This window comes from Achromobacter xylosoxidans (assembly GCF_014490035.1).
Taxonomy (GTDB): Bacteria; Pseudomonadota; Gammaproteobacteria; order Burkholderiales; family Burkholderiaceae_B; genus Achromobacter; species Achromobacter bronchisepticus_A.
Genome location: NZ_CP061008.1, coordinates 6497753 through 6521059 on the forward strand (window position 1 = coordinate 6497753; position 23307 = coordinate 6521059).

Sequence of the window (23307 nt, forward strand, 5' to 3'; positions counted from 1 at the left end):
CCGATGAGACCCATGCCAGCACTAGACACCGCCCTGCACTTCCAAGACGCCCAGGCCCTGGCCGGCGCCATCCGCCGGCGCGAACTGAGTTCGCGCCAGGTCACCACCCACTTCCTGGACCGTATCGAGCGCGCCCCCGCGCTGGCCGCCTACAGCGAAGTCACGGCCGAGCGCGCGCTGGCCCAGGCCGACGCCGCCGACCGCCTGCTGGCCGCGGGCATTCTGCTGGGTCCGCTGCACGGCGTGCCCGTGGCGGTGAAGGACAGCGTGCAATGGGAGGGCGTCAGCGTCTGTCTGGGTTCGCTCGCCCTGCAGGGCCGGATCAGCGACGTCACGGCGGTCCCGCTGCAACAGCTGGCTGCGCAAGGCATGGTGGTGCTGGGCAAGACCCGCATGACCGAATTCGCCTTCGGCCTGTCAGGCCAGAACCCCACCCAAGGCACCGCGCGCAACCCCTGGGACGCGCAGACCGCCCGCGCGCCGGGCGGCTCGTCCAGCGGCGCGGGCGTGGCCGTGGCCGCCGGCCTGGCGCCGCTGGCGCTGGGCGGCGACACCGGCGGCTCGGTGCGCGCGCCGGCGGCGTTGAACGGCCTGGTCGGCTACAAGCCGTCCACCGGCGTCATCAGCCGCGGCGGCTGCCTGCCCCTGTCGGACACGCTGGACGTGCTGGGTCCGATCACGCGCACGGTGGCCGACGCCCGCCTGCTGACCCAACTGCTGGCCGGCCCCAACCTCGGCGACGCGGCCACGCTGGGCTTTCCCGCAAGCGCCATCGCCGCCTTGCGCCAGCCCGCCGCGCGCGGCCCGGGTCCGGTGGCCGTGCTGGCGCCCGAGGCCTGGCCCGCCCCCTTGGCCGAGGCCGGCCTGCGCGCCTGGCGCGAGGCCGAGGAAAACCTGGCGCGCGCCGGCTACACGCCCACGTCCTGGCATCCGCCCGCGGCGCTGTCCTTTGCCCGCATGGCCGACGACAACTCCGTGGTGCTGGCCTACGAGGCCTACCGCTACTACGGCGCGTTGGCCGAAGACCCGGCCACGCCGCTGTGGGACGTGGTGCGCAAGCGCATCGCGGCCGGCGGCCGCATCGCGCAGGCCGACTATGAAGCCGCGCTGCAACGCCGCGCCGCCGACATGGCCGCATTCGCGCAAGCCATGCAAGGCCTGGACGCCCTGCTGATGCCCGCCTGCGACCAGGCCGCGCAAGCGCTGGACGCCGACGATACGCGCCACGCCGGGTTGGGCAAGCTGCTGCGCCCCGCCAACTTCCTGGGCGCGGCCGCCATCTCGCTGCCTGTGGGCTTCGATGCCGAAGGCATGCCCATGGCGGTGCAGTTGCTGGCGCCGGCAGGCGGCGACGCCGCAATGCTGGATTGCGCCGCGGCGCTGGAGCCGGTGTTGGCGCCGGCGCTGCGCCGGCCGGATTTGTCAGGCTGGGGGCTGTAAGGTCGCTGCCGCAATGAAAAAGCCCCCGCACTGCGGGGGCTTTCTTGTTCAAGCGCCGGGAAGGCTTACGCGCCCTTCTTCAGCGCCTGGACCTTGTCCGTGGCTTCCCACGAGAATTCCGGCTCGGAACGGCCGAAGTGGCCATAGGCGGCGGTCTTGGCGTAGATCGGACGCAGCAGGTCCAGCATGTTGACGATGCCCTTCGGACGCAGGTCGAAGTGCTCGCGCACCAGCTTGGCGATCTGGTCGTCGGGGATGACGCCCGTGCCTTCCGTGTAGACGGTGATGTTGATGGGCTCGGCCACGCCAATGGCGTAGCTGACCTGCACCTGGCACTGGCGCGCCAGGCCGGCGGCCACGATGTTCTTGGCCACGTAGCGGGCCGCGTAGGCGGCCGAACGGTCGACCTTGGACGGATCTTTGCCCGAGAACGCGCCGCCGCCGTGCGGGCAAGCGCCGCCGTAGGTATCGACGATGATCTTGCGGCCGGTCAGGCCGCAATCGCCTTGCGGGCCGCCGATGACGAAGCGGCCGGTCGGGTTGACCAGGAACTTCGTTTGCGGCGTGATCAGGCCTTCGGGGAAGCTGGGCTTGATGATGTCTTCGATCACCGCTTCGCGGATGGTTTCTTGCGAAACCTCGGGTGCGTGCTGGGTCGACAGCACCACCGTGTCGACTTCCGCCGGGCGGCCGTCGATATAGCGGAACGTCACTTGCGACTTGGCGTCGGGACGCAGCCACGGCAGGCGGCCGTCCTTGCGCAGCTCGCTCTGGCGCTGCACCAGGCGGTGCGCGTACCAGATCGGAGCAGGCATCAGATCGGGAGTTTCGTCGCAGGCATAGCCGAACATCAGGCCTTGGTCGCCCGCGCCCTGGTTCAGATAGTCTTCAGAGCTGCGGTCCACGCCCTGGGCAATGTCCGGCGACTGCTTGTCGTAGGCGACCAGCACCGCGCAGCCTTTGTAGTCGATGCCGTATTCGGTGTTGTCGTAACCGATGCGGCGGATCGTGTCGCGCGCGACCTGGATGTAGTCGACGTTGGCGGTGGTGGTGATTTCGCCAGCCAGCACTACCAGACCGGTGTTGCAGAGGGTCTCGGCTGCGACGCGCGCATTCGGGTCCTGCGTGAAGATCGCGTCCAGGATCGAGTCGGAGATCTGGTCGGCAACCTTGTCGGGGTGCCCTTCGGAGACGGATTCGGAAGTAAAGAGAAAGTCGTTGTTGGCCACAGATGCGTCCTTGGTGACCGGCATTGCCGGCGCATAGGTTCACGAGGCGCGTTGCACCCCTGACCGCATGACATACGCAAATCTGGGCGCGACGCTTTAGCGGATTTGGCAAGAGGCGCGCAAAGCGCTGTACCCTTGCCGTCGCCCCGCAAGTTGTCGGTTAACTCGGCGACTGCGCTATTTTAAGCGAAAATGCGGTTCTGCCGCCAAAGCTGGGGGACGTATGCATATATCCCGGCCCCAGGCGCACTTTCTGTCCGTCCCATTTTTCTGCCGCATGCTGCTCTTCCTGTTCAGATCATTCGCCGCCCTGCCCCTTTCCGTCGCGCACGCCGTGGGGCGGCTGGCCGGGCGCGCGATCTACGCCTGGCCGGGCAAGTACCGCCGGCGGCTGCAGGCCAACGCGGCCCAGGCCGGTTACCCCGATCCGGCTTTCGCGCGGCGCGCGGCGGGCGAAATCGGCGCCATGATCCTGGAGAGCCCGCGCGTCTGGTTCCGCAATGAACAAAGCCTGGCTCAGGTGATCTCGGACGACAACGACGTGGTCAGCGCGGCCCGCGCCGAGAACCGCGGCATCCTGTTCCTGACGCCGCACCTGGGCTGCTTCGAGATCACCGCGCGCTACCTGGCCCGCCAGATGCCCATGACCGTCATGTTCCGGCCGCCGCGCAAGGACATCCTGGCCCCGCTGCTGGAAACCGCGCGCAATACCTCGGCCGTCAATGCCGTGCCGGCCACCATGCAAGGGGTGCGCGAATTCGTGCGCGCCCTGCGCCGCGGCGAATCCGTCGGCATGCTGCCCGACCAGGCGCCCAGCGTGGGCGACGGCGTCTGGGCGCCGTTCTTCGGGCGCATGGCCTACACCATGACGCTGCCCGGCAAGCTGGCCACGCAAACGGGCGTGCCCATCATCCTGACCGCTGGCGAACGGCTGCCGGGAGGCCGGGGCTGGCGCATCCACTATGTCCGCGTGCCCGAACCGCTGCCCGCCGATGCCGCCGAGCAGGCCGCGTTGCTCAACGCCGCCATGGAAACGCTGATCCGCCGCTGTCCGGAGCAATACCTCTGGAGCTACAACCGCTACAAGACGCCGCGTGGCGCCCCGCCGGCCCCCGCCGCCGACACTCCTGCTTCGGCCAGCTGAACCGCCGCGCCCCGTCCGCTCCCTATTTCCCACCATGACTGATTTCAAAACGCGCGCGCTGGTATCCCTGTTGAAATGGTTCGGCCGCATCAAGCCGTCGACCCGGCAGCGCATCGGCGCAACCCTGGGCTGGCTGGCGCCGCGGCTGGCCAAGTCGCGCACGCGCATCGTGCGCCGCAATCTGGAACTGTGCTTTCCCGACCAGCCCGAACACGTGCGCGAACAGTGGGTCGCGGACCACTTCCGCGCACTGGCGCAGTCCATCGTCGACCGCGGCGTGCTCTGGTACGGCACGCCCGAGGCCATCAAGGAGATGGTCACGCAAACTGGCGCTGACCGCATCAACGAACTGACTGCCCAGGGCCGCCCGGTGATCCTGCTGGCGCCCCATTTCATCGGGCTGGACGCTGCCGCGACGCGGCTCACCATGGAGGTGCCCAGCGGCGCCACCATGTACACGCCGCAAAGCGATCCTCAGGTCGACGCCATCGTCGCCGCCGGCCGCAAGCGCTTCAACGAAGTGTTCCTGGTCAGCCGCAAGGACGGCGTGCGCGACCTGATCCGCCACCTGCGCGAGCGCCGGCCCGTCTACTACCTGCCGGACATGGACTTCGGCCGCCAGGGCGCCACCTTCGCGCCGTTCTTCGGCGTGCCGGCGGCGACATTGCTCGCCACCGCCCAACTGGCCAAGAAATGGGATGCCGCCGTGCTGCCCATCCTGGACTTCTGGAACCCGGATACCGGCCGCTACCACGTCGAAGTGCTGCCGCCGCTGGCCGACTTCCCCGGAACCGACTCGCTGGAAGACGCCACCGCGCGTCTGAACCGCGAGCTGGAATCCTGGGTGCGCCGCTGCCCCAGCCAGTACTACTGGGTCCATCGCCGCTTCAAGACCCGTCCGCCGGGCGAACCCAAACTCTACTGAGTCCGCGGCCCGCGCCGCTCGCGCCCCAATATGGGCGATAATCCAGTGATGAACTGGAACTTCACCAAAATGCATGGCGCGGGCAACGATTTCGTCGTGCTCGACGGGGTCCGCCAGACCATCGAAATGACGCCCGAGCGTGCCCGCGCCTTGGGCGACCGCCATTTCGGCATAGGCGCCGACCAGATCCTCCTGGTCGAGCCCGCGACCCGGCCCGACGCCGATTTCCGCTACCGCATTTTCAATTCCGACGGCAGCGAGGTCGAGCACTGCGGCAACGGCGCGCGCTGCTTCGTGCGCTTCGTGCATGAGCAGGGCCTGTCCGACCGCAATCCGTTGCGCGCCGAAATCGCCACCGGCATCCTGGTGCTGGACCAAGGCGACGACGAACAAGTCACCGTCGACATGGGCAGCACGCGTTTCGAGCCCGCCGCGCTTCCGTTCGACACCGCCGGCCTCTCCTCGCGCATCGAAGGCCAGGACACGCTGTGGGAACTGGAACTGGACGCGCCCGCCGGCCTGCCGCGCACGGTCGCGCTATCCGCCGTGGCGATTTCCAATCCGCACGCCGTGCAGGTGGTGGACGACGTCGACACCGCGCCGGTAGCCGTGCTCGGCCCGCTGATCGAAACCCATCCGCGCTTCCCGCGCCGCGTCAACGCCGGCTTCATGCAAATCGTGGACCGCAACAACATCCGCCTGCGCGTGTTCGAACGCGGCGCCGGCGAAACCCTGGCTTGCGGCACGGGCGCCTGCGCCGCCGTCGCGGCAGGCATTCGCCGCGGCCTGCTGGACTCGCCGGTGCGCGTGCAAGCGCGCGGCGGCGTTCTGACCGTCGCCTGGAACGGCGAGCAATTACGCATGACCGGCCCAGCCGAGTCCGTCTTCACGGGGCAGGTCGATATCGACAAGCTCGTCTTCTCCATGGGGCTGAACCGATAAGCCATGACTGATACCGCTATTACCGCTCAGGACGTCGCTGATTTCCTGCAAGAGAACCCTGGCTTCTTCGACGATCACGCAGACGTCTTCGCCACGTTGCAGGTGCCGCATCCGCACGGTTCGCGCGCCATTTCGCTGGGCGAACGCCAGATCCTGACGCTGCGCGAGCGCAACCGCGAACTCGAATGGCGCCTGAACGAACTCGTGCGCAACGCCACCGCCAATGAAAGCATCGGCACGCATGTGGCCAAATGGTGCTGCCGTCTGCTGTCCGAATGCGATCCGCAGCATGTGCCGGGCGAGATCGCCCTGGGACTGGCCGAACAGTTCGAGCTGAACCACGTGGCGCTGCGCCTGTGGGATCTGTCGGAACTGCCGGCGACCGGCTACGGCGAACCCGTCACGCAAGACGTACGCACCTTTACCGACAGCCTGAAGACGCCGTACTGCGGCGCCGACACCGAATTCGAAGCGGCCGGCTGGCTGGATGCCAAGCCCAAGTCCCTGGCGCTGGTGCCGCTGCGCCTGGAAGCCGACGGTCCCGCCGTCGGCCTGCTGGTGCTGGGTTCGGACGACGCCGAGCGCTTCACGCCTGAAATGGGCACGACCTTCCTGGAATCCATCGGCCAGCTGGCTTCGGCGGCGCTGCATCGCCTGAATCCGGCCTCGCCCAAGGCCTAGCACCGACGCGGGCGGACGCCATGGCGAAAACCACGCAAGCGCAAGACGCGGCCCCGCCCGAAACTCCCCTGCCGGACGCCATGAGCGCCTGGCTGCGCCATCTGGAAACCAACCGGCGCTACTCGCCCCACACGCTGGACGGTTATCGCCGCGAACTGCATTTCCTGCGCGAGCTTGCCGACCAGGCCAAGCTGCCGCTGGACAAGATCGGCAACGGCCACATCCGCCAGTTCGTGGCGCGCCTGCACGCCCAGGGCCGCGGGCCACGCAGCCTGGCGCGCACCCTGGCGGCGTGGCGCGGCTTCTATCAATGGTGGGCGCCGGCCATCGAACTGGCTGGCAATCCCGTGGCCGGCGTGCGCGCCCCCAAGGCGCCGCGCGGCCTGCCCAAGGCCCTGTCCGTGGAACAGACCCAGGCCCTGCTGGACCGCGCGCCCGCACAAGTGGCGAACGAACCGGCCGCGTTGCGCGACCAGGCCATGTTCGAACTGCTCTATTCCAGCGGCCTGCGGCTGTCGGAGCTGGTCGGGCTGGACCTGCGCTATGAACGTTCCGGCAATTACGAATCGCGCGGCTGGCTGAACCTGGAAGAGGCCGAAGTCATCGTCCTGGGCAAGGGCGGCAAGCGCCGCTCGGTGCCCGTGGGCCAGGCCGCGCTGGCGGCCCTGCGCAAATGGATCGCGGCGCGCCCGCAGCTCGCGCCCTTCACGGCGCAGCCCGAGGACGCGGCCGCACTGTTCCTGGGCGCGCGCGGCCGCCGGATTTCGCCGCGCGTGGTGCAGCTGCAACTGGCGCGCATCGCGCAGCAGGCCGGCGTGCCCACGCATGTGCACCCGCACGTGCTGCGCCACAGCTTCGCCAGCCACGTGCTGCAATCCGCGCAGGACCTGCGCGCCGTGCAGGAAATGCTGGGCCACGCCAACATCTCGACCACGCAGATCTACACCCGGCTGGATTTCCAGCATCTGGCCCGCGCCTACGATCAGGCGCATCCTCGGGCCGGACGCAAATCCTGAACGCCCCGGGCCCCGCGCGTTCCGCGGGAACGGCTGCGCGAATTCGCACGGCCGCTTCCTAACCGCCACCCGCGATCACGCCGCCCAGCAGCATCACGCCCAGCAACAGCACCGCCAGTGCCGCCAGCGCTTCCACGCCGTAGCGCAGGCGCGCCGCGCCGGCGCTGGACAGGCGGCTGCCGATGCGCGTGGCCGCGCCGCCCGCCGCGACCGCGAGGCACGCCAGCGCCGCCACCGTCAGCCCGGTACCCAAGCCCATCGCCAAGGCCGAGGCCACGCCGGCCAGGAAGAAACCCTGTGCCAGGGCGAACACCAGCACGATCAACGCGCCGCTGCACGGGCGCAAGCCCACGGCCAGGATGGCCGTAGCCGCACGGCGCCAATTCAGCGGACCCGACACCTGCGCGGGCGCAGGCACATGTGCGTGGCCACAGCCGCAATCGTGATCGTGGTGCTGATGGTGAGAGTGCTCATGCCCATGGCCGTGATCAAGCATCGATTCCGCGGGCGCTGGCCCTGCGCGGGTCCGCAACAGCGGACGGATCGCCTTGACCCACACCAGCCACATGCCCAACAAGGTCACCAGCGCATACGAGCCAAGTTCCAGCCAGCGCGTCGCGTTGTTCATCGTGGCCGCGGTGGCGTTGAAGATCAGCGCCAGCACCGCCACCAGCGCGATCGCCACCAACGCCTGGATCAGCGCGGACGCCAGCGCCAGCAGCGCGCCGTTGCGTGCGGTCTGGCGGTTGGCCAGCACATAGGAAGAGATCACCGCCTTGCCATGCCCCGGCCCCAGCGCATGGAATACGCCGTAGGCGAAAGACAGCCCGATCAAGGCCCAGGCCGCGCCGCCCTCGGCCTGCCAGGCGCGAACGGCGCCCGTCAGCTGCCGGTAGAAATAGCTTTGCCAGACCGACACCTTGCCAAAGAAGCCGGCCAGCCAGCCCGGCCCGCCCACGCTCGCTCCGCCCTCCGGCACGCCGAAGGGATGCGCGCCCTGGGCCGCGGCCGCAGCCGCGCCGCCCAGCAGCAGCACGGCCAGCAGCGCGAGCACTACTCGCATCGCACCTCGATGCGGTGCGTCAACCCCTTGGTGATCGCGAATAACTCGTCCGGCAAGGCGTCCGGGTCGGCCGGGATCGCGGCCAATTGCTGCATGGTTTTCCAATCCAGTTCCTTGGGCTTGCGGTAGGCGGACGTACAGGTCTTGGCGCCTTGCCCGCCCAGCGATACCGCGCCGCTTTGATCGAAGGCGTAGGCCACGAAATAGGTGGGATCGTAGATGTCCACCTGCGCGCCGCCTGCACCCGGTGCCACGGGCGTGGCCAGCGGCAAGGTGAAGGACAGCGTCAGCCGCGTGGTCTTCGGATTCCAGTCGACGCGCGCATCTTGCGGGGCTGCGAAAGCCGAGGTCTTGCCGTCCACGGTGACGCGGGTGAAGTAGTGCGAGATCGGCTCGCCCAGCGCCTGCATCCAATCGCGCGCCATGCCCTGCAGGATCTCGGACGACAGCGAACCGTCCTTGCCCTTCTTCAATCCCTGCGTGGCGTAGGCGCCGAACATCTCGTCAAACAGCCAGACCTGCCTCAGCGCCGTGATGCGCTGCTGTCCATCGATATCGATCGCCGCGCGGGCATCGATCCACATATGCGGGTGTGCGCTGGCGGCGCCCGCCGCCAGCAGCATCGCCGCCGCGGTCAAGGCTGCATGGCCGCGGCGAGCTGACGTGCGTTCCATTCAAACATTTCCAGGTAGGTGGCGCCGGGCTGTCCGGGCTTGGACAGGGCGTCGGAATACAGCGTACCACCCACCTTGGCGCCGGTTTCGCGCGAGATCTGCTGGACCAGCTTGGGGCTGCTGATGTTCTCCACGAATACCGCCGGCACGCGCTCGCGCTTGACCTGTTCGATGATGCGCGCCACCTGGCCCGCGGCGGGTTCCGCATCCGTGGACACGCCCATCGCGGGAATGAACGCCACGCCGTAGGCATCGCCGAAATAGCCGAAGGCATCGTGAGAGGTCACGATCTTGCGGCGCTCGGCCGGAATCGCGGCGAAGGTCTTGCGGACCTGCGCGTCCAGCGCCTGCAGGCGCGCGATATAGGCTTGCGCGCGCTGGCGGTAGGCGTCGGCATGCGCGGGATCGGCAGCGGCCAGGCCTTCGGCCACATTGCGAGCGTAGATGACGCCATTGGCCAGGTTCTGCCATGCGTGCGGATCGGCGCCGCTGTGATGATGGCCATGACCATGGTCGTGGTCGTGGTCGTGGTCGTGGTCGTGGCCATCATCATGCCCGCCGCCCGCGAACGTGCGCGTCTTCACGCCCTGGGACGCGACCACGGTGGCGCCGGCAAAGCCCGACGCCTTCGCCAGGCGCGGCATCCAGGTCTCGAAATCCAGGCCGTTGACGAACAGCACGCGCGCCGCTGCGAGCTTCTTCGCGTCGCCCGGCGTCGGCTCATATTCGTGCGCGTCCCCATCAGGCCCCACCAGCGTGGCCACGCTGACGTCGGCGCCGCCCACTTCCCGCACGATATCGCCCAGGATCGAAAAGCTGGCCACGGCCTTCAACGGCTCGGCGGCCTGCGCGGTTCCGAACAGCGCCGACAGGCACAGGCCGGCCGTGGCGAGCAGCGCGCGGCGGCGCGCCAGGGAATGGAAACGCATGGCGTATCTCCTTTGGATGAGTCAGGCGCGGCGCATGCGGCGCCGCGCCGGCAGCAGCCCGCCTTGCGGGCCGCCTACGATGGAAAACAGATAGCAGGCGCCGGCCGCCAGGATGATGGCGGGCGAGGCCGGCACGTTGAAGTGGTACGAAATAAGCAGACCGGCCGTGGACGCCGCCACGCCCAGGCCCGCGGCCAGCGGAACCTGGCGGGCGGCGGAGCGGACCCAGAAGCGCGCGGCGGCGGCTGGCAACATCATGATGCCGACCACCATCAACGTGCCCAGCACCTGAAAGCCCGCCACCAGGTTCACCACCACCAGCACCAGGAAAGCCATGTGGACCCAGCCCCCACCGCCGCCGCTGGCGCGCAGGAAACCCGGATCCAGGCATTCGGCCACCAGCAGCCGGTAGATCGCCGCCAGCGCCAAGAGAGTCACGCTGGCCGTCGCCGTCACCAGCAGCAATGCCGCGTCGTCCAGCCCCAGCACCGTGCCGAACAGCACATGCAGCAGATCCATATTGGAGCCGCGCAGCGACACCAGCAGCACGCCCAGCCCCAGCGATATCAGATAGAAGGCGGCAAAACTGGCGTCCTCGCGCAGCGGCGTCATGCGTGCCACCAGTCCTGCCAGCAGCGCCACGGCCAGCCCGGTGACGATGCCGCCCAGCATCATCGCGCCCAGCGACAGACCGGCCAGCAGAAAGCCCGCCGCCACGCCGGGCAGGATGGCGTGCGACATGGCATCGCCCATCAGGCTCATGCGCCGCAGCACCAGGAACACGCCCAGCGGCGCGGCGCCCAACGACAGGGCGCAGGCGCCGGCCAGCGCGCGCCGCATGAAGCCATAGTCCAGGAAGGGCGACACGACCCATTGCGCCAGGCTCATGCGCGGGCCTCCGCCAACCACTGCCGCGCCCGCTTCAGATGCGCGTCGTTCAGCGTGTGTTCGGTGTCCCCCCACGCCACCACCGAACCGGACAGGAGCAGGCATTCGGGGAAATGGTCGCGCACCAGATCCAGGTCATGCAGCACCGCGATCACGGTGCGGCCCTGGCCGTGCAGGCCGCAAAGCAGGGCCATCAGGTCGTCGGCCGTGTGGCTGTCCACGGCGGCAAAGGGTTCGTCCAGCAACAGTACGGGCGCATCCTGCACCAGCATCCGCGCGAACAGCGCGCGCTGCATCTGCCCGCCCGACAGCGCGTCCACGCCGCGTCCGGCCGCGTCGGCCATGCCCACGGTCTCCAGCGCGTCCATGCAGCGCTCGAGCTCCTGGTTCGCATACCGGCGCCATCCCCCCACTCGGCGCCAGGCGCCCATGGCCACCAGATCCAGCACCGACACCGGGAACGAACGGTCGAGTTCGGCGGCCTGGGGCAGCCAGGCCAACTCCGAACGGCCCGCGCCGCCGATGCGCACGCTGCCGGCCATGGGACGCAGCACGCCCATGATGCCCTTGATCAGGGTGGACTTGCCCGCGCCGTTGGGACCGACCACGGCGGTCATGCCGCCCGCGGCGAAACACCCCGATACCGACTTGAGCGCGGCGTGCCCATGCCAGCCAAAGGACGCGTCGGCCAGTTCGATGGTGACCGGCGCGTTCATCGCGCCCACCAATCCAGCGCCCACCCGGTCAAGGCCCACAAGGCGGCCGCGGCAGCTAGGGCGGCGGCCATGCGGCGCCAGGCGGAGACCAGGAAGGCGGAACGCGGCGGGGGAGCTTGCCGCGGTGCGGCTTCGGGCCGCCGGGGCAAAAGCGTGAAATGGGACATGGAAAGAATGCGGAGGCGAATAGCGGCTACAGTCAGTTTTATTATGTTATATCATAACCAAACGGCTTGATTCCACGGCGTTCGCCCGCATCTGGATGTTTTCTGCTACCTTCCAGGCATCTCGCGCGCATCGCGCGCGTTTTCCATAGAGATAAAGCCAGCCATGTCCGCACCGTCCCGCCCCCCTCGCAGCGATACCGTCGGCGCCCAGCTCAGCGTCGCCGAAGCGCTGTGCGAGCAGCGCGGGCGCCGCCTTACCCCCATCCGCCGCAAGGTGCTGGAACTGCTGCTGCGCCACGGCCGCAGCCTGAAGGCCTATGAATTGCTGGATGCGATGCGCGCCGTGCATCCGGGCGCCGCGCCCCCCACCGTGTACCGCGCCCTGGACTTCCTGATGGACGAGGGCCTGATCCACCGCCTGGACGCCGTCAATGCCTGGAGCGCCTGCCACGACGCGGGCGGCGCGCCCCACGACCTGCTGGTCGTCTGTACGGGCTGCGGCGCGGTCGCGGAAGTGTCCGACCCCGCCATGAGCCGCCAACTGGCCGAACGAGTCGCCCAGACCGGCTATGCCCTGGCCACGCACGAAACCGAAATCCGCGCGCTGTGCCCCCAGTGCCAGCAGAAGCAGCCCGCCGCGGACGCCGGCCACGGCCACCACCATCATTAAGAACTAGTGCCGGCAGGCAGCCCGCCCGCCACTTCTCCGCCATCGGACGCAAGCCCGCGCAGAACGTTTCATCCGGATGCGCGCATCGCGCTCTTGAAATCGGGCAAACCGCCCCCAAATAGTGGTATCGCCCGATACTTGACGGCGTACGGACGCCATCTGGATGGCTACGGCCCCAGGGTTGACCCTGGGTTTGCCCCCTGCCCCCGACTGTGCTGTAATCCTGCGTCCGGCCGCTGCAGGCGGCCCACGCAGCCTGCGGCAAACATCCTCCGGCAAAGACTGGGAAACCCCGTCCAAACGTCGCAAGACGGCGTTGCAAGACAGGGTTGCGATCCCCGCCGAGAGTTCCTGTTTAACGCCTTGACTTCACGCTAGCAGCTTCGCCATGAACACCCCGCGCAGTTTGGACAAAATGGTTCCCGTCACCATCCTCACCGGCTTTCTCGGTGCGGGCAAGACCACCCTGCTCAAACGCATCCTGACCGAATACCATGGCCGCCGCGTGGCGGTCATCGAAAACGAGTTCGGGCCTGAAAGCATCGACAACGACCTGCTGGTGCAGGACCGCGACGAAGAAATCATCGAGCTGTCCAACGGCTGCGTCTGCTGCACCGTGCGCGGCGACCTGATGCGCACGCTGGGCGAACTGCGCGCCAAGCGCGAAGCCGGCGAACTGTCTTTCGAACGCGTCATCATCGAAACGACCGGCATGGCCAACCCCGGCCCCGTGTGCCAGACGTTCTTCATGGATGACGACATTGCCGAGTACTACCGCCTGGACGCGGTGGTTACGGTGGTCGACGCCAAGCACGGCATGGCCACCCTCGACGCCCAACCCGAAGCCCAGAAGCAGGTCGGTTTCGCCGACCGCATCCTGATCTCCAAGCGCGACCTGGTCAACGAAGTCGACTACGAAGCGCTGCGCCACCGCCTGGTTCACATGAACCCGCGTGCGCCGATCACCCCGGTCAACTTCGGCGAAGTCGACCTGAAGTCCATCATCGACATCAGCGGCTTCAACCTGAATTCCATTCTGGACATCGACCCGGATTTCCTGGCCGATGAGCACCCCGACGCCGCCCATGACCACGGCCACGATCACGACCATGGACATGACCATGGCCACGATCATGACCATGATCACGAAGGCGACTGCGGGGCGCATTGCAATCATGCCCACCATCATCACCACCACCAGCACGACGACGAAATCGGCGCGTTCGTGTTCCGTTCCAACAAGCCGTTCGATCCCGCGCGCCTTGAGGAATTCCTGGGCGGCGTGGTGCAGGTCTATGGCCCCGACCTGATGCGCTACAAGGGCATCCTGTACATGAAGGGCATCAACCGCCGCATGTTGTTCCAGGGTGTGCACATGATGATGGGCGCCGAACCCGGCAAGCCGTGGACCGCAGCCGAAAAACCGTCCACCAAGATGGTTTTCATCGGCCGTAAGCTGCCCCAGGAGATTTTCACCCGGGGCTTGGAGCAGTGCCTGGCGGGGTAATCCCCCTTCCTGACGTGACGTGATGCGACGAAGGCAGTACTGTGAGGTACGAATAGCGTAGGCAACAAGTAATACGGACCGGGAATGAACGCCCGCGCCAGGATCGATTCATAGTGGAGTGTTTTCATGGCTACCAAGGCAGCAACCAAGAAATCAAGCAAGTCGACGAGCGATACGGCGATTGATCTGCCCAGCGAGAAGGAATTGCTGGCCATGCCCGAGTCCGACTATATGAACGAACGCCAACTGGCGTTCTTCAAGGAACGGCTCAAACAACTCGAGCAGGACATCCTGGCCAACGCCGGCGAAACCACCGAGCACCTGCGCGAAACGCAGTTCGTGCCCGATCCCGCCGACCGCGCCACGATCGAGGAAGAACACGCCCTGGAGCTGCGCACCCGCGACCGCGAGCGCAAGCTGCTGAAGAAGGTGCAACAGTCCATCGCCCGCATCGACAGCGGCGAATACGGCTGGTGTGAGGAAACCGGCGAACCCATCGGCATCCCGCGCCTCTTGGCCCGCCCCACGGCCACCCTGTCGCTCGAAGCGCAGGAACGCCGCGAGATGCGCCAGAAGCTCTACGGCGACTGATCCGTCCCGTATTCAGGCCCTACGCTGAAAGGCTATGCTGGTTTCCAGCATGGCCTTTTTCTTTGGCCGGCACGCAAAGGGGACGCAAGCGTCCTGCCTTGATTTCCCCGCAACCGCCCCCAGCTAATCCCTTCATAGGAAGGAACGCATGGAACAATTTCACGCCACCACCATCGTGTGCGTGCGCCGCGGCAACCGCGTCGCACTGGGCGGCGATGGCCAGGTCACCCTGGGCAACATCGTCATCAAGGGCACCGCCCGCAAGATCCGCCGCCTGTACCACGACAAGATTCTGGCCGGCTTTGCCGGCGCCACCGCCGACGCGTTCACCCTGCAGGAACGCTTCGAGGCCAAGCTGGAAAAACACCAGGGCAACCTGATGCGCGCCGCGGTCGAACTGACCCGCGACTGGCGCACCGACCGCGTCCTGCGCCGCCTGGAAGCCATGCTGATCGTGGCCGACGCCGAGCACACGCTGGTGCTGACCGGCAACGGCGACGTGCTCGAACCGGAACACGGCCTGGCCGCCATCGGCTCCGGCGGCGCCTACGCCCAGTCGGCCGCCCTGGCGCTGCTGCGCAACACCGAGCTTTCGCCGGAAGCCGTCGTCAAGCAATCGCTGGAAATCGCCGGCGACCTCTGCATCTACACCAACCAGAACCACGTCATCGAAACGCTGGGCGACTGACGCCCGCCACGCGGCGCGCCCGTCGCGCCGCGGCCGCCCCCCCAGCCTGCCCTAGCTTCAAGGATCCGCCCTCATGTCCGCATCCAACATGACGCCCGGAGAGATCGTCTCCGAACTCGACAAGTACATCGTCGGCCAGAACCGCGCCAAGCGCGCCGTGGCCGTGGCGCTGCGTAACCGCTGGCGCCGCCAGCAGGTCGCCGAACCCCTGCGCCACGAGATCCACCCCAAGAACATCCTCATGATCGGCCCCACCGGCGTGGGCAAGACCGAAATCGCGCGCCGCCTGGCCAAGCTGGCCAACGCGCCCTTCATCAAGATCGAAGCCACCAAGTTCACCGAAGTGGGCTACGTAGGCCGCGACGTCGACACCATCATCCGCGACCTGACCGAATACTCCATCAAGCAGACCCGCGAACTGGAAATGCGCCGCGTGCGCACGCAAGCGGAAGACGCCGCCGAAGACCGCATCCTGGACGCCCTGGTGCCGCCCCCGCGCGGCGCCTCCGGCGAACCGGAACGCGGCGAGGACAACAGCGCCCGCCAGACCTTCCGCAAGCGCCTGCGCGAAGGCAAGATCGACGACCTCGAAATCGAGATCGAAGTTGCCCAGGCCGTGCCGCAGATGGACGTCATGACGCCCCCCGGCATGGAAGAAATGGCCGAACAGCTGCGCGGCATGTTCGCCGGCATGGCGCGCGACAAGAAGAAGCCCAAGAAGATGAAGGTGCGCGAAGCCTTCAAGCTGATCGTCGACGAAGAAGCCGCCAAGCGCGTCAACGAAGAAGACCTGCGCACCGTGGCGATCAACAACGTCGAGCAGAACGGCATCGTCTTCCTGGACGAAATCGACAAGATCGCGGCCCGCCAGGAATCTGGCGGCGCGGACGTCTCGCGCCAGGGCGTGCAGCGCGACCTGCTGCCGCTGGTCGAAGGCACCACCGTCAACACGCGCTACGGCATGGTCCGCACCGACCACATCCTGTTCATCGCGTCCGGCGCCTTCCACCTGTCGCGCCCCTCGGACCTGATCCCTGAACTGCAGGGCCGTTTCCCGATCCGCGTCGAACTGGAATCGCTGACCGCCGAGGACTTCGTGCGCATCCTGTCCGACACGGATGCCTCGCTGACCAAGCAGTACACGGCGCTGATGGCGACCGAGGACCTGCAGCTGGAGTTCACCGAAGAAGGCGTGCGCCGCCTGGCGGAGCTGGCCTTCGAAGTCAACGAAACCACCGAGAACATCGGCGCGCGCCGCCTGTACACGGTGATGGAGAAACTGCTGGACGAGCTGTCCTTCGACGCCACCGCCAGCAGCGACAAGAACGTCAAGATCGACGCCGCCTACGTCAACGCGCAACTGGCGGAAGCCGCCAGCAGCCAGGACCTGGCGCGCTACGTGCTGTAGTCCCCGCGGCCGCGCCTTGCGCGCCGCCAGCAAAACGCCGTCCGCAGCCTAGCGCTGCGGACGGCGTTTTCTTTTGCCGGGCGGCAGGCCCGGCCTGGACGCGGCACCTACCGGAACGCTAGTTGCTGATCGCGGTCACGATGTACTTGCCGTCCTTGCGGACCGCCGTGAAGCGCACCTTGTCACCCGCCTTGATCTTGGCCAGCAGCGCCGGATCGGCTTCATAGACCAGCGTCATCGCGGGCAGGTCCAGCGCCTTGATGGCGTCATGCTTGATCGTGACCTTGCCGCCGGCCGGATCCACCCGCCGCACTTCCCCGCTGGCCTCGGCCTGCTGCGCGAACGCCAGCGGCGCGGCCAGCGTGATGACGGCCACCGCCGCCGCGGCGGCCATGGGCATTGCATACTTGCGGTCAAAAATCATGCAGATATCCTCCGATTGCAGGGAAAGCGCGGAACCGGCGTCCCCGCTTTCCATAGTGCTAGGATACCGCCCTCGTGCAACAGTTCCCCCGCCCTGACGCAACAATTCTGACAGTTGATTGCGGAATACGCGGGCCGCGCCGCCCCGATACATGGCTGGACGCAAAACCCCTACCTTTCGTCACTCATTTCAGGAGCTCCCATGGCCAACCGCTTATCCGTCATCGCCACCCGCACGGGAGACGACGGCACCACGGGTCTGGGGGACGGATCCCGCACGCCCAAGGACGCCCCGCGCGTCGCGGCCATCGGCGACGTCGACGAACTGAACAGCGGAATCGGCGTATTGCTGACCGAGGATCTGCCCGCCGAGATATCCGCAGATCTGCTGGCCATCCAGCATGACCTTTTCGACATGGGCGCGGAACTTTGCATCCCCGGTCACACCGCCCTGACGGACGAGCACATCGCCCGCCTGGACGCGCGCCTGGCCCACTACAACGCGGCCTTGCCGCCTCTGCGCGAATTCATCCTGCCCGGCGGTTCGCGCGGTTCGGCGCAGGCGCATGTGGCGCGCACGGTCTGCCGCCGGGCCGAACGGGCCGTGGTGGCACTGGCGCGGGTCGACCAGGTGAACCCGCCCGTACGGCAATACTTGAACCGGCTGTCAGACCTGATGTTTGTGCTGGCGCGTTGTATAAACCAGCATGCGGGACAGAAAGACACGTTCTGGGCAGGCGCCCAGGCGCGCAAGTAGTCTCGCGGCCCTGCTGCGCTGCAGGGGCCTGAGGATTTGAAGAGATGAGTATCGTGGTCACCGGAGGAGCCGGTTTCATCGGCTCCAATTTCGTATTGGATTGGCTCGCCCGCAGCGACGAACCCGTCGTTACGCTGGACAAGCTCACCTACGCCGGCAACCCCGACAATCTGGCGCCGCTGCGCGGCGATCCCAGGCATACCTTGGTACAGGGTGATATCGGCAATCAGGAGGCAGTTGCGCGCCTGTTGCGCGCCCATAAACCGCGGGCCGTGATCAATTTCGCCGCCGAAACCCACGTCGACCGCTCCATCGCCGATCCCGAGCCCTTCATCCAGGCCAACATCGTGGGCACGTCGCGCCTGCTGACGGCGGTGCGCGACTACTGGACCGGCCTGCCGGCAGGCGAGCAGGCGCGCTTGCGCTTCGTGCACGTGTCCACCGACGAGGTCTACGGCACACTGGGAAAAACGGATCCCGCGTTCACGGAAACGACTCCCTACGCACCCAACAGCCCCTATTCCGCCAGCAAGGCGGCAAGCGACCATCTGGTGCGGGCCTTCCACACCACCTACGGCCTGCCCGTACTGACCTCGAACTGCGCCAACAACTACGGCCCCTACCAGTTCCCGGAAAAGCTGATTCCACTGGTCATCCACAACGCGCTGGCCGGCAAGTCCCTGCCGATCTATGGCGACGGCTTGCAGATCCGCGACTGGCTGTATGTGGCGGACCATTGCGATGCGATCCGCAAGATCCTGGAGGCCGGGCAACCGGGCGCAACCTACAACGTGGGCGGTTGGAACGAAAAGACCAACCTCGACGTGGTGCGCCACGTCTGCGCGCTGCTCGATGAGCTCAGCCCCAGGGCCAACGGGCTACCCTATTCCGCCCAGATCACGCATGTCACCGACCGGCCCGGCCATGACCGCCGCTATGCAGTCGATGCCGGCCGCCTGCGGCGCGAGCTGGGTTGGACGCCTGCCGAAACATTCGAAACCGGCATTCGAAAAACGGTACTCTGGTACCTGAACCACCCCCAATGGGTGGCGAACGTCGCCAGTGGCGCCTATCGCGACTGGGCCAAAAAACGCTACGAAACTTAGCAAGGGCCGCGTGAAGATCTTATTGCTGGGCAAGGACGGCCAGGTCGGCCGGGAACTGTGCCGCGCCCTGCTCCCCTTGGGAGAGGTCGTGGCGCTGGGACGCGGCCACGTCGACCTGCGCGACCAGGACGCGCTGCTCGCGGCCCTGGCGCTCCACCGGCCTGACGTGATCGTGAATGCGGCAGCCTTCACCGCGGTGGACCAGGCTGAGAGCGATCCCGACACCGCTCACCAGGTCAATGCGCTCGCGGTGGCCGCCCTGGCCCGCCATGCGCGCGCGGCCGGCGCGTTGCTGGTGCACTATTCGACCGACTACGTATTCGACGGCACGCAGGAGCGGCCCTATACGGAAACCGACGCTCCCAACCCCCTAAACGTGTACGGCCGCAGCAAGCTCGAAGGCGAACGCGCCATCCTGGCCAGCGGCTGCGATGCATTGATATTCCGGACCAGTTGGATCTACTCGGCGCATGGGGGCAATTTCCTGAAGACGGTGCTGCGCCTGGCGCGGGAACGGGACAGCCTGGACGTGGTTGCGGACCAGCATGGCGCGCCGACGTCGGCCGCACTGATCGCCGACCTGACGGCGCTGGCGATCCAGCGCCGCCGCGCGGACCAGCTGCCCGCGGGCACCTACCATCTGGCCGCCGCCGGCTCCACCAGCTGGCACGGCTACGCACAGTACATCGTCGCTGGCGCCGCCGCGCGCGGCGCTGCCCTGACGCTGACTCCCGAGCGGATTCGCGCCGTCGCCACGCGCGACTATCCCGCCGCCGCCCAGCGGCCGCTCAACGCCGTGCTGGACACCGCCGCGCTGTCGCGCGCGCTGCAATGGCAAATGCCGCCCTGGACCGAACAGGTCGACCGCGCCCTGGAGCAACTCGTCAACCCTGGAGACCCCGCATGGCGCGCAAAGGCATAGTTCTGGCGGGCGGCTCGGGCGCCCGGCTGCACCCGGCAACGCTGGCCATCAGCAAGCAGCTGCTGCCGGTCTTCGACAAGCCGATGATCTACTACCCGCTGACCACACTGATGCTGGCGGGCATCCGCGACATCCTGGTCATTTCCACGCCGCAGGACACGCCGCGCTTCCAGCAACTCCTGGGCGACGGCTCGCAGTGGGGGCTGAATCTCGAGTACGCGGTGCAGCCTGCGCCCGACGGTCTGGCCCAGGCTTTTCTCATCGGCGCGCCCTTCATCGGCCGCCATGCCTGCGCCTTGGTGCTGGGCGACAACATCTTCTACGGCCATGAACTGCCCCGACTGCTGCAACGGGCCGATGCGCGCACGGAAGGCGCTACCGTGTTCGCCTACCATGTGCAGGACGCGGAACGCTACGGCGTGGCGGAATTCGACCAGCGCGGCAAGGTCCTGTCCATCGAGGAAAAGCCTGCGCGGCCGCGCTCCAGCTATGCCGTGACCGGGCTGTACTTCTACGACAACGACGTCATCGATATCGCCCGCGACATCCGGCCGTCCGCGCGCGGCGAACTCGAGATCACCGACGTCAACCAGCGCTACCTGGAACAGGGCCGGCTGGCCGTGGAGATCATGGGGCGCGGCTATGCCTGGCTGGATACCGGCACCCATGAATCGTTGCTGGAAGCCAGCCAGTTCATCGCCACGCTGGAACATCGCCAGGGGCTGAAGGTAGCCTGCCCTGAGGAAATCGCCTTCCGCCAGGGCTGGATCAACGCCGACGCGCTGGCGAAGCTGGCCGCGCCCCTGGCCAGAAGCGGCTACGGCGAATACCTGATGCGCATCCTGGTGGACAAGGTGTTCTGATGAAAGTCATTCCTCAAGCCATCCCCGATGTGCTGATCCTGGAGCCCAGGGTGGTGGGCGACGAACGCGGCTTTTTCTTCGAGAGCTACAACCAGGCCGCGTTCGAAGCGGCGACGGGGCTGCGCCCCTGCTTCGTGCAGGACAATCATTCGCGCTCGGTTCAGGGCGTCTTGCGCGGGCTGCACTATCAGGTCGAACAGGCGCAGGGCAAGCTGGTGCGCGTGTGCGCGGGCGAGATTTTCGACGTGGCGGTGGATATGCGGCGCGGCTCGCCGACATACGGGAAATGGGTGGGCACCCTGCTCAGCGCGGAGAACAGGCGCCAGGCGTGGATTCCCGAAGGCTTTGCCCACGGCTTCCTGACGCTGTCCGAGTATGCCGAGGTGCTGTACAAGACCACGGATTATTACGCGCCGCAGCACGAACGCTGCATACGCTGGGACGATCCGCAGCTGGCGATCGCCTGGCCATGCCTGCAGCCGCCCCTGCTGTCCGAGAAGGACCGCAACGGCGCGCCGTTCGCCGACGCGCCGGCCTGCTGAATCAGTTCACGCCGGCAGCATGGGCCTGTTCGTCGGCGTGGTACGAAGACCGCACCATCGCCCCCACCGCCGCATGCGAGAAGCCCATCGCATAAGCCTCGCGCTCGAACATCGCGAAGGTATCCGGATGCACATAACGCAGCACCGGCAGATGGTGCTCCGACGGCTGCAGATACTGGCCAATGGTCAGCATATCCACGTTGTGCTCGCGCATGTCCCGCATCACCTGCAGGATTTCCTCGTCGGTCTCGCCCAGGCCCAGCATCAGGCCGGACTTGGTGGGGACTTCGGGGTGCAGCTTCTTGAACTCGGCCAGCAGCTTCAGCGAATGCATGTAGTCCGAGCCTGGACGCGCCTGCTTGTACAGGCGCGGCACGGTTTCCAGGTTGTGGTTCATGACGTCCGGAGGACCGGCGTTCAGGATGGTCAGCGCGCGGTCCAGGCGGCCGCGGAAGTCGGGCACCAGCACCTCGATGCGGGTGGTGGGCGACAGTTCGCGGATGTGCGTGATGCAATCGACGAAGTGGCCGGCGCCGCCGTCGCGCAGGTCGTCGCGGTCCACCGAGGTGATCACGACATAGGACAGTTTCATCGCGGCGATGGTGCGCGCCAGGTTCAGGGGCTCGTTGGTGTCCAGCGGATCCGGACGGCCATGGCCCACATCACAGAAGGGGCAGCGGCGGGTGCACTTGTCGCCCATGATCATGAACGTCGCCGTGCCCTTGCCGAAGCATTCGCCGATGTTCGGGCAGGACGCTTCCTCGCACACCGTGTGCAGGTTGTGCTCGCGCAGGATGCGCTTGATGTCGTAGAAGCGCGAGCCGGGCGCGGCGGCCTTCACGCGGATCCATTCAGGCTTCTTCAGGCGCTCGGCCGGAACGATCTTGATGGGGATGCGTGCGGTCTTGGCCTGCGATTTCTGCTTTTGCGTCGGATCGTAGACCGCTTCCGCGGGCGCGGCGGCGGATTCGTTCGAGGGGACAGGAGACTCGGCGAGCGTGGACATGGAGCACCTTCACGACCGGCGCGTGGGCGCGCCGGGTCTGAGACAAAAACGGCATTTTACCCTTCGCCGACCAGATCCGCCGGGCGGGGTCCCGCCGCCCAGGCGGCGGGCCTCCTCGGCCGGAGCCAGGCTGGGTTATCGTCACGCCTGATGAATCCGCCGGTTTTACCCATGTCTTCCCTGCCCCCGCCCCGCCCCATAGCCCTGATCGCGCCCCGACTGGACTGGGCGCCCGCGGCCCGCGCCATCCAGGCCTGCGCCGAATTGCTGCTGTCCGCCGGCTACTACCTGGCAGCGGGCCCCTGGCGCGAGGCCCAGGCCCGGCTTGGCGAACTGCGCCCCGTCGCAGCGCTGGTCATCGGTCCGCTGGACGACCCGGCCCTGCGCGCCGCCGTGGCGGCGCTGGAGGTTCCCACGGTGGAAACCTGGATCGCATCCGCCCAGCCACTGGACAGCGCAGTGGTGGTCGACAACGCGGAAGCCGGCCGTATGGCGGCGCGGCACCTGGCCGCCAAGCGCCATGCGCGCGTCGCCTGCGTCAGCGCCGACACCCCCTGGGAACGCGCCCGGCGTGAAGGCTTCATCAGCAGCGCGGCCGCACTTGGGCTGGAGCTGGTGGCGGACATCGTGCAGCCCGAGGTGCAGCACATGAACGACGGCCGCATGGCCTTCCTGCGCCTGCTGACCACCAACACGATCTTCGACGCGGTGTTCTGCACGACCGACCTGCTGGCCGCGGCCTCGGTCTCGGAAGCCCACAACCGCGACCTGCAAGTGCCGCAGGACCTGGCGGTGCTGGGCTACTCGGACGACGGCAGCGCCGCGCAGTGGGCGCAGGGCTTGACCACCCTGGGCGCCGACGCCGCCATTCTGGGCCGGCGCGCCGGCCAGTTGCTGCTGGACCGCCTGGACGGCGAACGCGGCACGGGCGAAAGGATTACGGTGGAAGTGGCTTTTGAGGAAAGATTGAGTACGTAGGACGAGTTGCACGCGGTGGGAGCCAAGCGCGC

Annotated in this window: 25 protein-coding genes; 17 read left to right on the plus strand and 8 right to left on the minus strand. The window is 67.4% G+C overall.

All coding sequences use genetic code 11. From position 1 onward, the window contains the following. The first annotated feature begins 12 nt into the window (after nucleotides 1–12). Nucleotides 13–1440: an amidase gene (locus IAG39_RS30185; protein WP_187774070.1), complete on the plus strand. Its 1428-nt coding sequence runs from the start codon at nucleotides 13–15 to the stop codon at nucleotides 1438–1440. Nucleotides 1441–1505: 65 nt separating this feature from the next. Here IAG39_RS30185 and metK read toward each other — a convergent pair whose 3' ends face one another. Further along, nucleotides 1506–2669 carry a methionine adenosyltransferase gene (metK, locus tag IAG39_RS30190; protein WP_088143368.1) on the minus strand — a complete coding sequence of 388 codons (1164 nt, stop codon included), beginning with the start codon at nucleotides 2667–2669 and terminating at the stop codon, nucleotides 1506–1508. Nucleotides 2670–2946: 277 nt separating this feature from the next. Here metK and IAG39_RS30195 point away from each other — a divergent pair, with 277 nt between their 5' ends. From IAG39_RS30195 to xerC, 5 genes are read left to right on the plus strand one after another with little or no spacing between them, the layout of a single operon-like run. Beyond that, nucleotides 2947–3813, plus strand: a complete 867-nt coding sequence (locus tag IAG39_RS30195) for a lysophospholipid acyltransferase family protein (protein WP_059374122.1) — start codon at nucleotides 2947–2949, stop codon at nucleotides 3811–3813. Nucleotides 3814–3847: 34 nt separating this feature from the next. Next, nucleotides 3848–4738 carry a lysophospholipid acyltransferase family protein gene (locus IAG39_RS30200; RefSeq protein WP_118933494.1) on the plus strand — a complete coding sequence of 297 codons (891 nt, stop codon included), beginning with the start codon at nucleotides 3848–3850 and terminating at the stop codon, nucleotides 4736–4738. A 30-nt stretch (nucleotides 4739–4768) separates the two neighbouring features. Further along, the gene (dapF, locus tag IAG39_RS30205) at nucleotides 4769–5680 is read left to right on the plus strand and encodes a diaminopimelate epimerase (RefSeq protein WP_118933495.1); all 912 of its coding nucleotides are present in this window, start codon (nucleotides 4769–4771) and stop codon (nucleotides 5678–5680) included. A gap of 3 nt (nucleotides 5681–5683) precedes the next feature. Continuing rightward, a complete protein-coding gene (locus IAG39_RS30210; RefSeq protein WP_059374119.1) occupies nucleotides 5684–6361 on the plus strand; it encodes a DUF484 family protein in 678 nt (225 codons plus the stop codon). 20 nt (nucleotides 6362–6381) lie between these two features. After that, the gene (xerC, locus tag IAG39_RS30215; protein ID WP_118933496.1) at nucleotides 6382–7377 is read left to right on the plus strand and encodes a tyrosine recombinase XerC; all 996 of its coding nucleotides are present in this window, start codon (nucleotides 6382–6384) and stop codon (nucleotides 7375–7377) included. A gap of 58 nt (nucleotides 7378–7435) precedes the next feature. Here xerC and IAG39_RS30220 read toward each other — a convergent pair whose 3' ends face one another. The 5 genes from IAG39_RS30220 to IAG39_RS30240 are packed head-to-tail and all read right to left on the minus strand — an operon-like array spanning nucleotide 7436 to nucleotide 11647. Beyond that, complete coding sequence (locus tag IAG39_RS30220) at nucleotides 7436–8440, minus strand: nickel/cobalt transporter (RefSeq protein WP_118933497.1); 1005 nt, start codon at nucleotides 8438–8440, stop codon at nucleotides 7436–7438. Next, nucleotides 8431–9114: a DUF1007 family protein gene (locus tag IAG39_RS30225; RefSeq protein ID WP_118933498.1), complete on the minus strand. Its 684-nt coding sequence runs from the start codon at nucleotides 9112–9114 to the stop codon at nucleotides 8431–8433. The genes IAG39_RS30220 and IAG39_RS30225 overlap by 10 nt, the downstream gene beginning before the upstream one ends. Next, entirely contained in the window at nucleotides 9075–10043 is a 969-nt protein-coding gene (locus IAG39_RS30230; protein WP_118933499.1) for a metal ABC transporter substrate-binding protein, read from the minus strand. Before IAG39_RS30230 ends, IAG39_RS30225 begins: the two co-directional genes overlap by 40 nt. A 21-nt stretch (nucleotides 10044–10064) precedes the next feature. Next, complete coding sequence (locus IAG39_RS30235; RefSeq protein ID WP_118933500.1) at nucleotides 10065–10931, minus strand: metal ABC transporter permease; 867 nt, start codon at nucleotides 10929–10931, stop codon at nucleotides 10065–10067. After that, entirely contained in the window at nucleotides 10928–11647 is a 720-nt protein-coding gene (locus IAG39_RS30240) for a metal ABC transporter ATP-binding protein (protein WP_118933501.1), read from the minus strand. The genes IAG39_RS30235 and IAG39_RS30240 overlap by 4 nt, the downstream gene beginning before the upstream one ends. Nucleotides 11648–11977: 330 nt before the next feature. Between IAG39_RS30240 and IAG39_RS30245 the strand changes: the two genes are divergently transcribed. The 5 genes from IAG39_RS30245 to hslU all read left to right on the plus strand — a co-directional run bounded on the left by IAG39_RS30245 (nucleotide 11978) and on the right by hslU (nucleotide 16678). Next, nucleotides 11978–12484, plus strand: a complete 507-nt coding sequence (locus IAG39_RS30245) for a Fur family transcriptional regulator (protein WP_118933502.1) — start codon at nucleotides 11978–11980, stop codon at nucleotides 12482–12484. 388 nt (nucleotides 12485–12872) lie between these two features. Next, a complete protein-coding gene (locus IAG39_RS30250) occupies nucleotides 12873–13991 on the plus strand; it encodes a CobW family GTP-binding protein (RefSeq protein ID WP_054457043.1) in 1119 nt (372 codons plus the stop codon). A 126-nt stretch (nucleotides 13992–14117) separates the two neighbouring features. Beyond that, complete coding sequence (dksA, locus tag IAG39_RS30255; protein ID WP_006389752.1) at nucleotides 14118–14582, plus strand: RNA polymerase-binding protein DksA; 465 nt, start codon at nucleotides 14118–14120, stop codon at nucleotides 14580–14582. Nucleotides 14583–14730: 148 nt separating this feature from the next. After that, nucleotides 14731–15270, plus strand: a complete 540-nt coding sequence (gene hslV / locus IAG39_RS30260; protein WP_013396837.1) for an ATP-dependent protease subunit HslV — start codon at nucleotides 14731–14733, stop codon at nucleotides 15268–15270. A gap of 73 nt (nucleotides 15271–15343) precedes the next feature. Beyond that, nucleotides 15344–16678: an ATP-dependent protease ATPase subunit HslU gene (gene hslU / locus IAG39_RS30265; RefSeq protein ID WP_059374110.1), complete on the plus strand. Its 1335-nt coding sequence runs from the start codon at nucleotides 15344–15346 to the stop codon at nucleotides 16676–16678. A gap of 118 nt (nucleotides 16679–16796) precedes the next feature. Here hslU and IAG39_RS30270 read toward each other — a convergent pair whose 3' ends face one another. After that, a complete protein-coding gene (locus IAG39_RS30270; protein WP_118933538.1) occupies nucleotides 16797–17102 on the minus strand; it encodes a copper-binding protein in 306 nt (101 codons plus the stop codon). A 201-nt stretch (nucleotides 17103–17303) separates the two neighbouring features. On the opposite strand from IAG39_RS30270, the gene IAG39_RS30275 reads away from it, so the two are divergent. Genes IAG39_RS30275 through rfbC form a run of 5 tightly spaced genes read left to right on the plus strand, consistent with a single transcriptional unit; the run spans nucleotide 17304 to nucleotide 21291 of the window. Continuing rightward, nucleotides 17304–17858, plus strand: coding sequence for a cob(I)yrinic acid a,c-diamide adenosyltransferase (locus IAG39_RS30275; RefSeq protein WP_118933503.1), 555 nt, complete (start codon nucleotides 17304–17306; stop codon nucleotides 17856–17858). A 44-nt stretch (nucleotides 17859–17902) separates the two neighbouring features. Continuing rightward, a complete protein-coding gene (gene rfbB, locus IAG39_RS30280; protein ID WP_118933504.1) occupies nucleotides 17903–18964 on the plus strand; it encodes a dTDP-glucose 4,6-dehydratase in 1062 nt (353 codons plus the stop codon). Nucleotides 18965–18974: 10 nt separating this feature from the next. Continuing rightward, nucleotides 18975–19886: a dTDP-4-dehydrorhamnose reductase gene (gene rfbD / locus IAG39_RS30285; protein WP_118933505.1), complete on the plus strand. Its 912-nt coding sequence runs from the start codon at nucleotides 18975–18977 to the stop codon at nucleotides 19884–19886. After that, a complete protein-coding gene (rfbA, locus tag IAG39_RS30290) occupies nucleotides 19868–20749 on the plus strand; it encodes a glucose-1-phosphate thymidylyltransferase RfbA (protein ID WP_118933506.1) in 882 nt (293 codons plus the stop codon). Before rfbD ends, rfbA begins: the two co-directional genes overlap by 19 nt. Then, nucleotides 20749–21291 (plus strand): dTDP-4-dehydrorhamnose 3,5-epimerase, encoded by a 543-nt coding sequence (rfbC, locus tag IAG39_RS30295; RefSeq protein ID WP_059374099.1) that lies wholly within the window; start codon nucleotides 20749–20751, stop codon nucleotides 21289–21291. The genes rfbA and rfbC overlap by 1 nt, the downstream gene beginning before the upstream one ends. Before the next feature lies 1 nt (nucleotide 21292). Here rfbC and lipA read toward each other — a convergent pair whose 3' ends face one another. Continuing rightward, nucleotides 21293–22297: a lipoyl synthase gene (gene lipA, locus IAG39_RS30300; RefSeq protein WP_118933508.1), complete on the minus strand. Its 1005-nt coding sequence runs from the start codon at nucleotides 22295–22297 to the stop codon at nucleotides 21293–21295. 171 nt (nucleotides 22298–22468) lie between these two features. Between lipA and IAG39_RS30305 the strand changes: the two genes are divergently transcribed. Beyond that, nucleotides 22469–23275 carry a LacI family DNA-binding transcriptional regulator gene (locus IAG39_RS30305; protein WP_118933509.1) on the plus strand — a complete coding sequence of 269 codons (807 nt, stop codon included), beginning with the start codon at nucleotides 22469–22471 and terminating at the stop codon, nucleotides 23273–23275. Nucleotides 23276–23307: the final 32 nt, after the last annotated feature.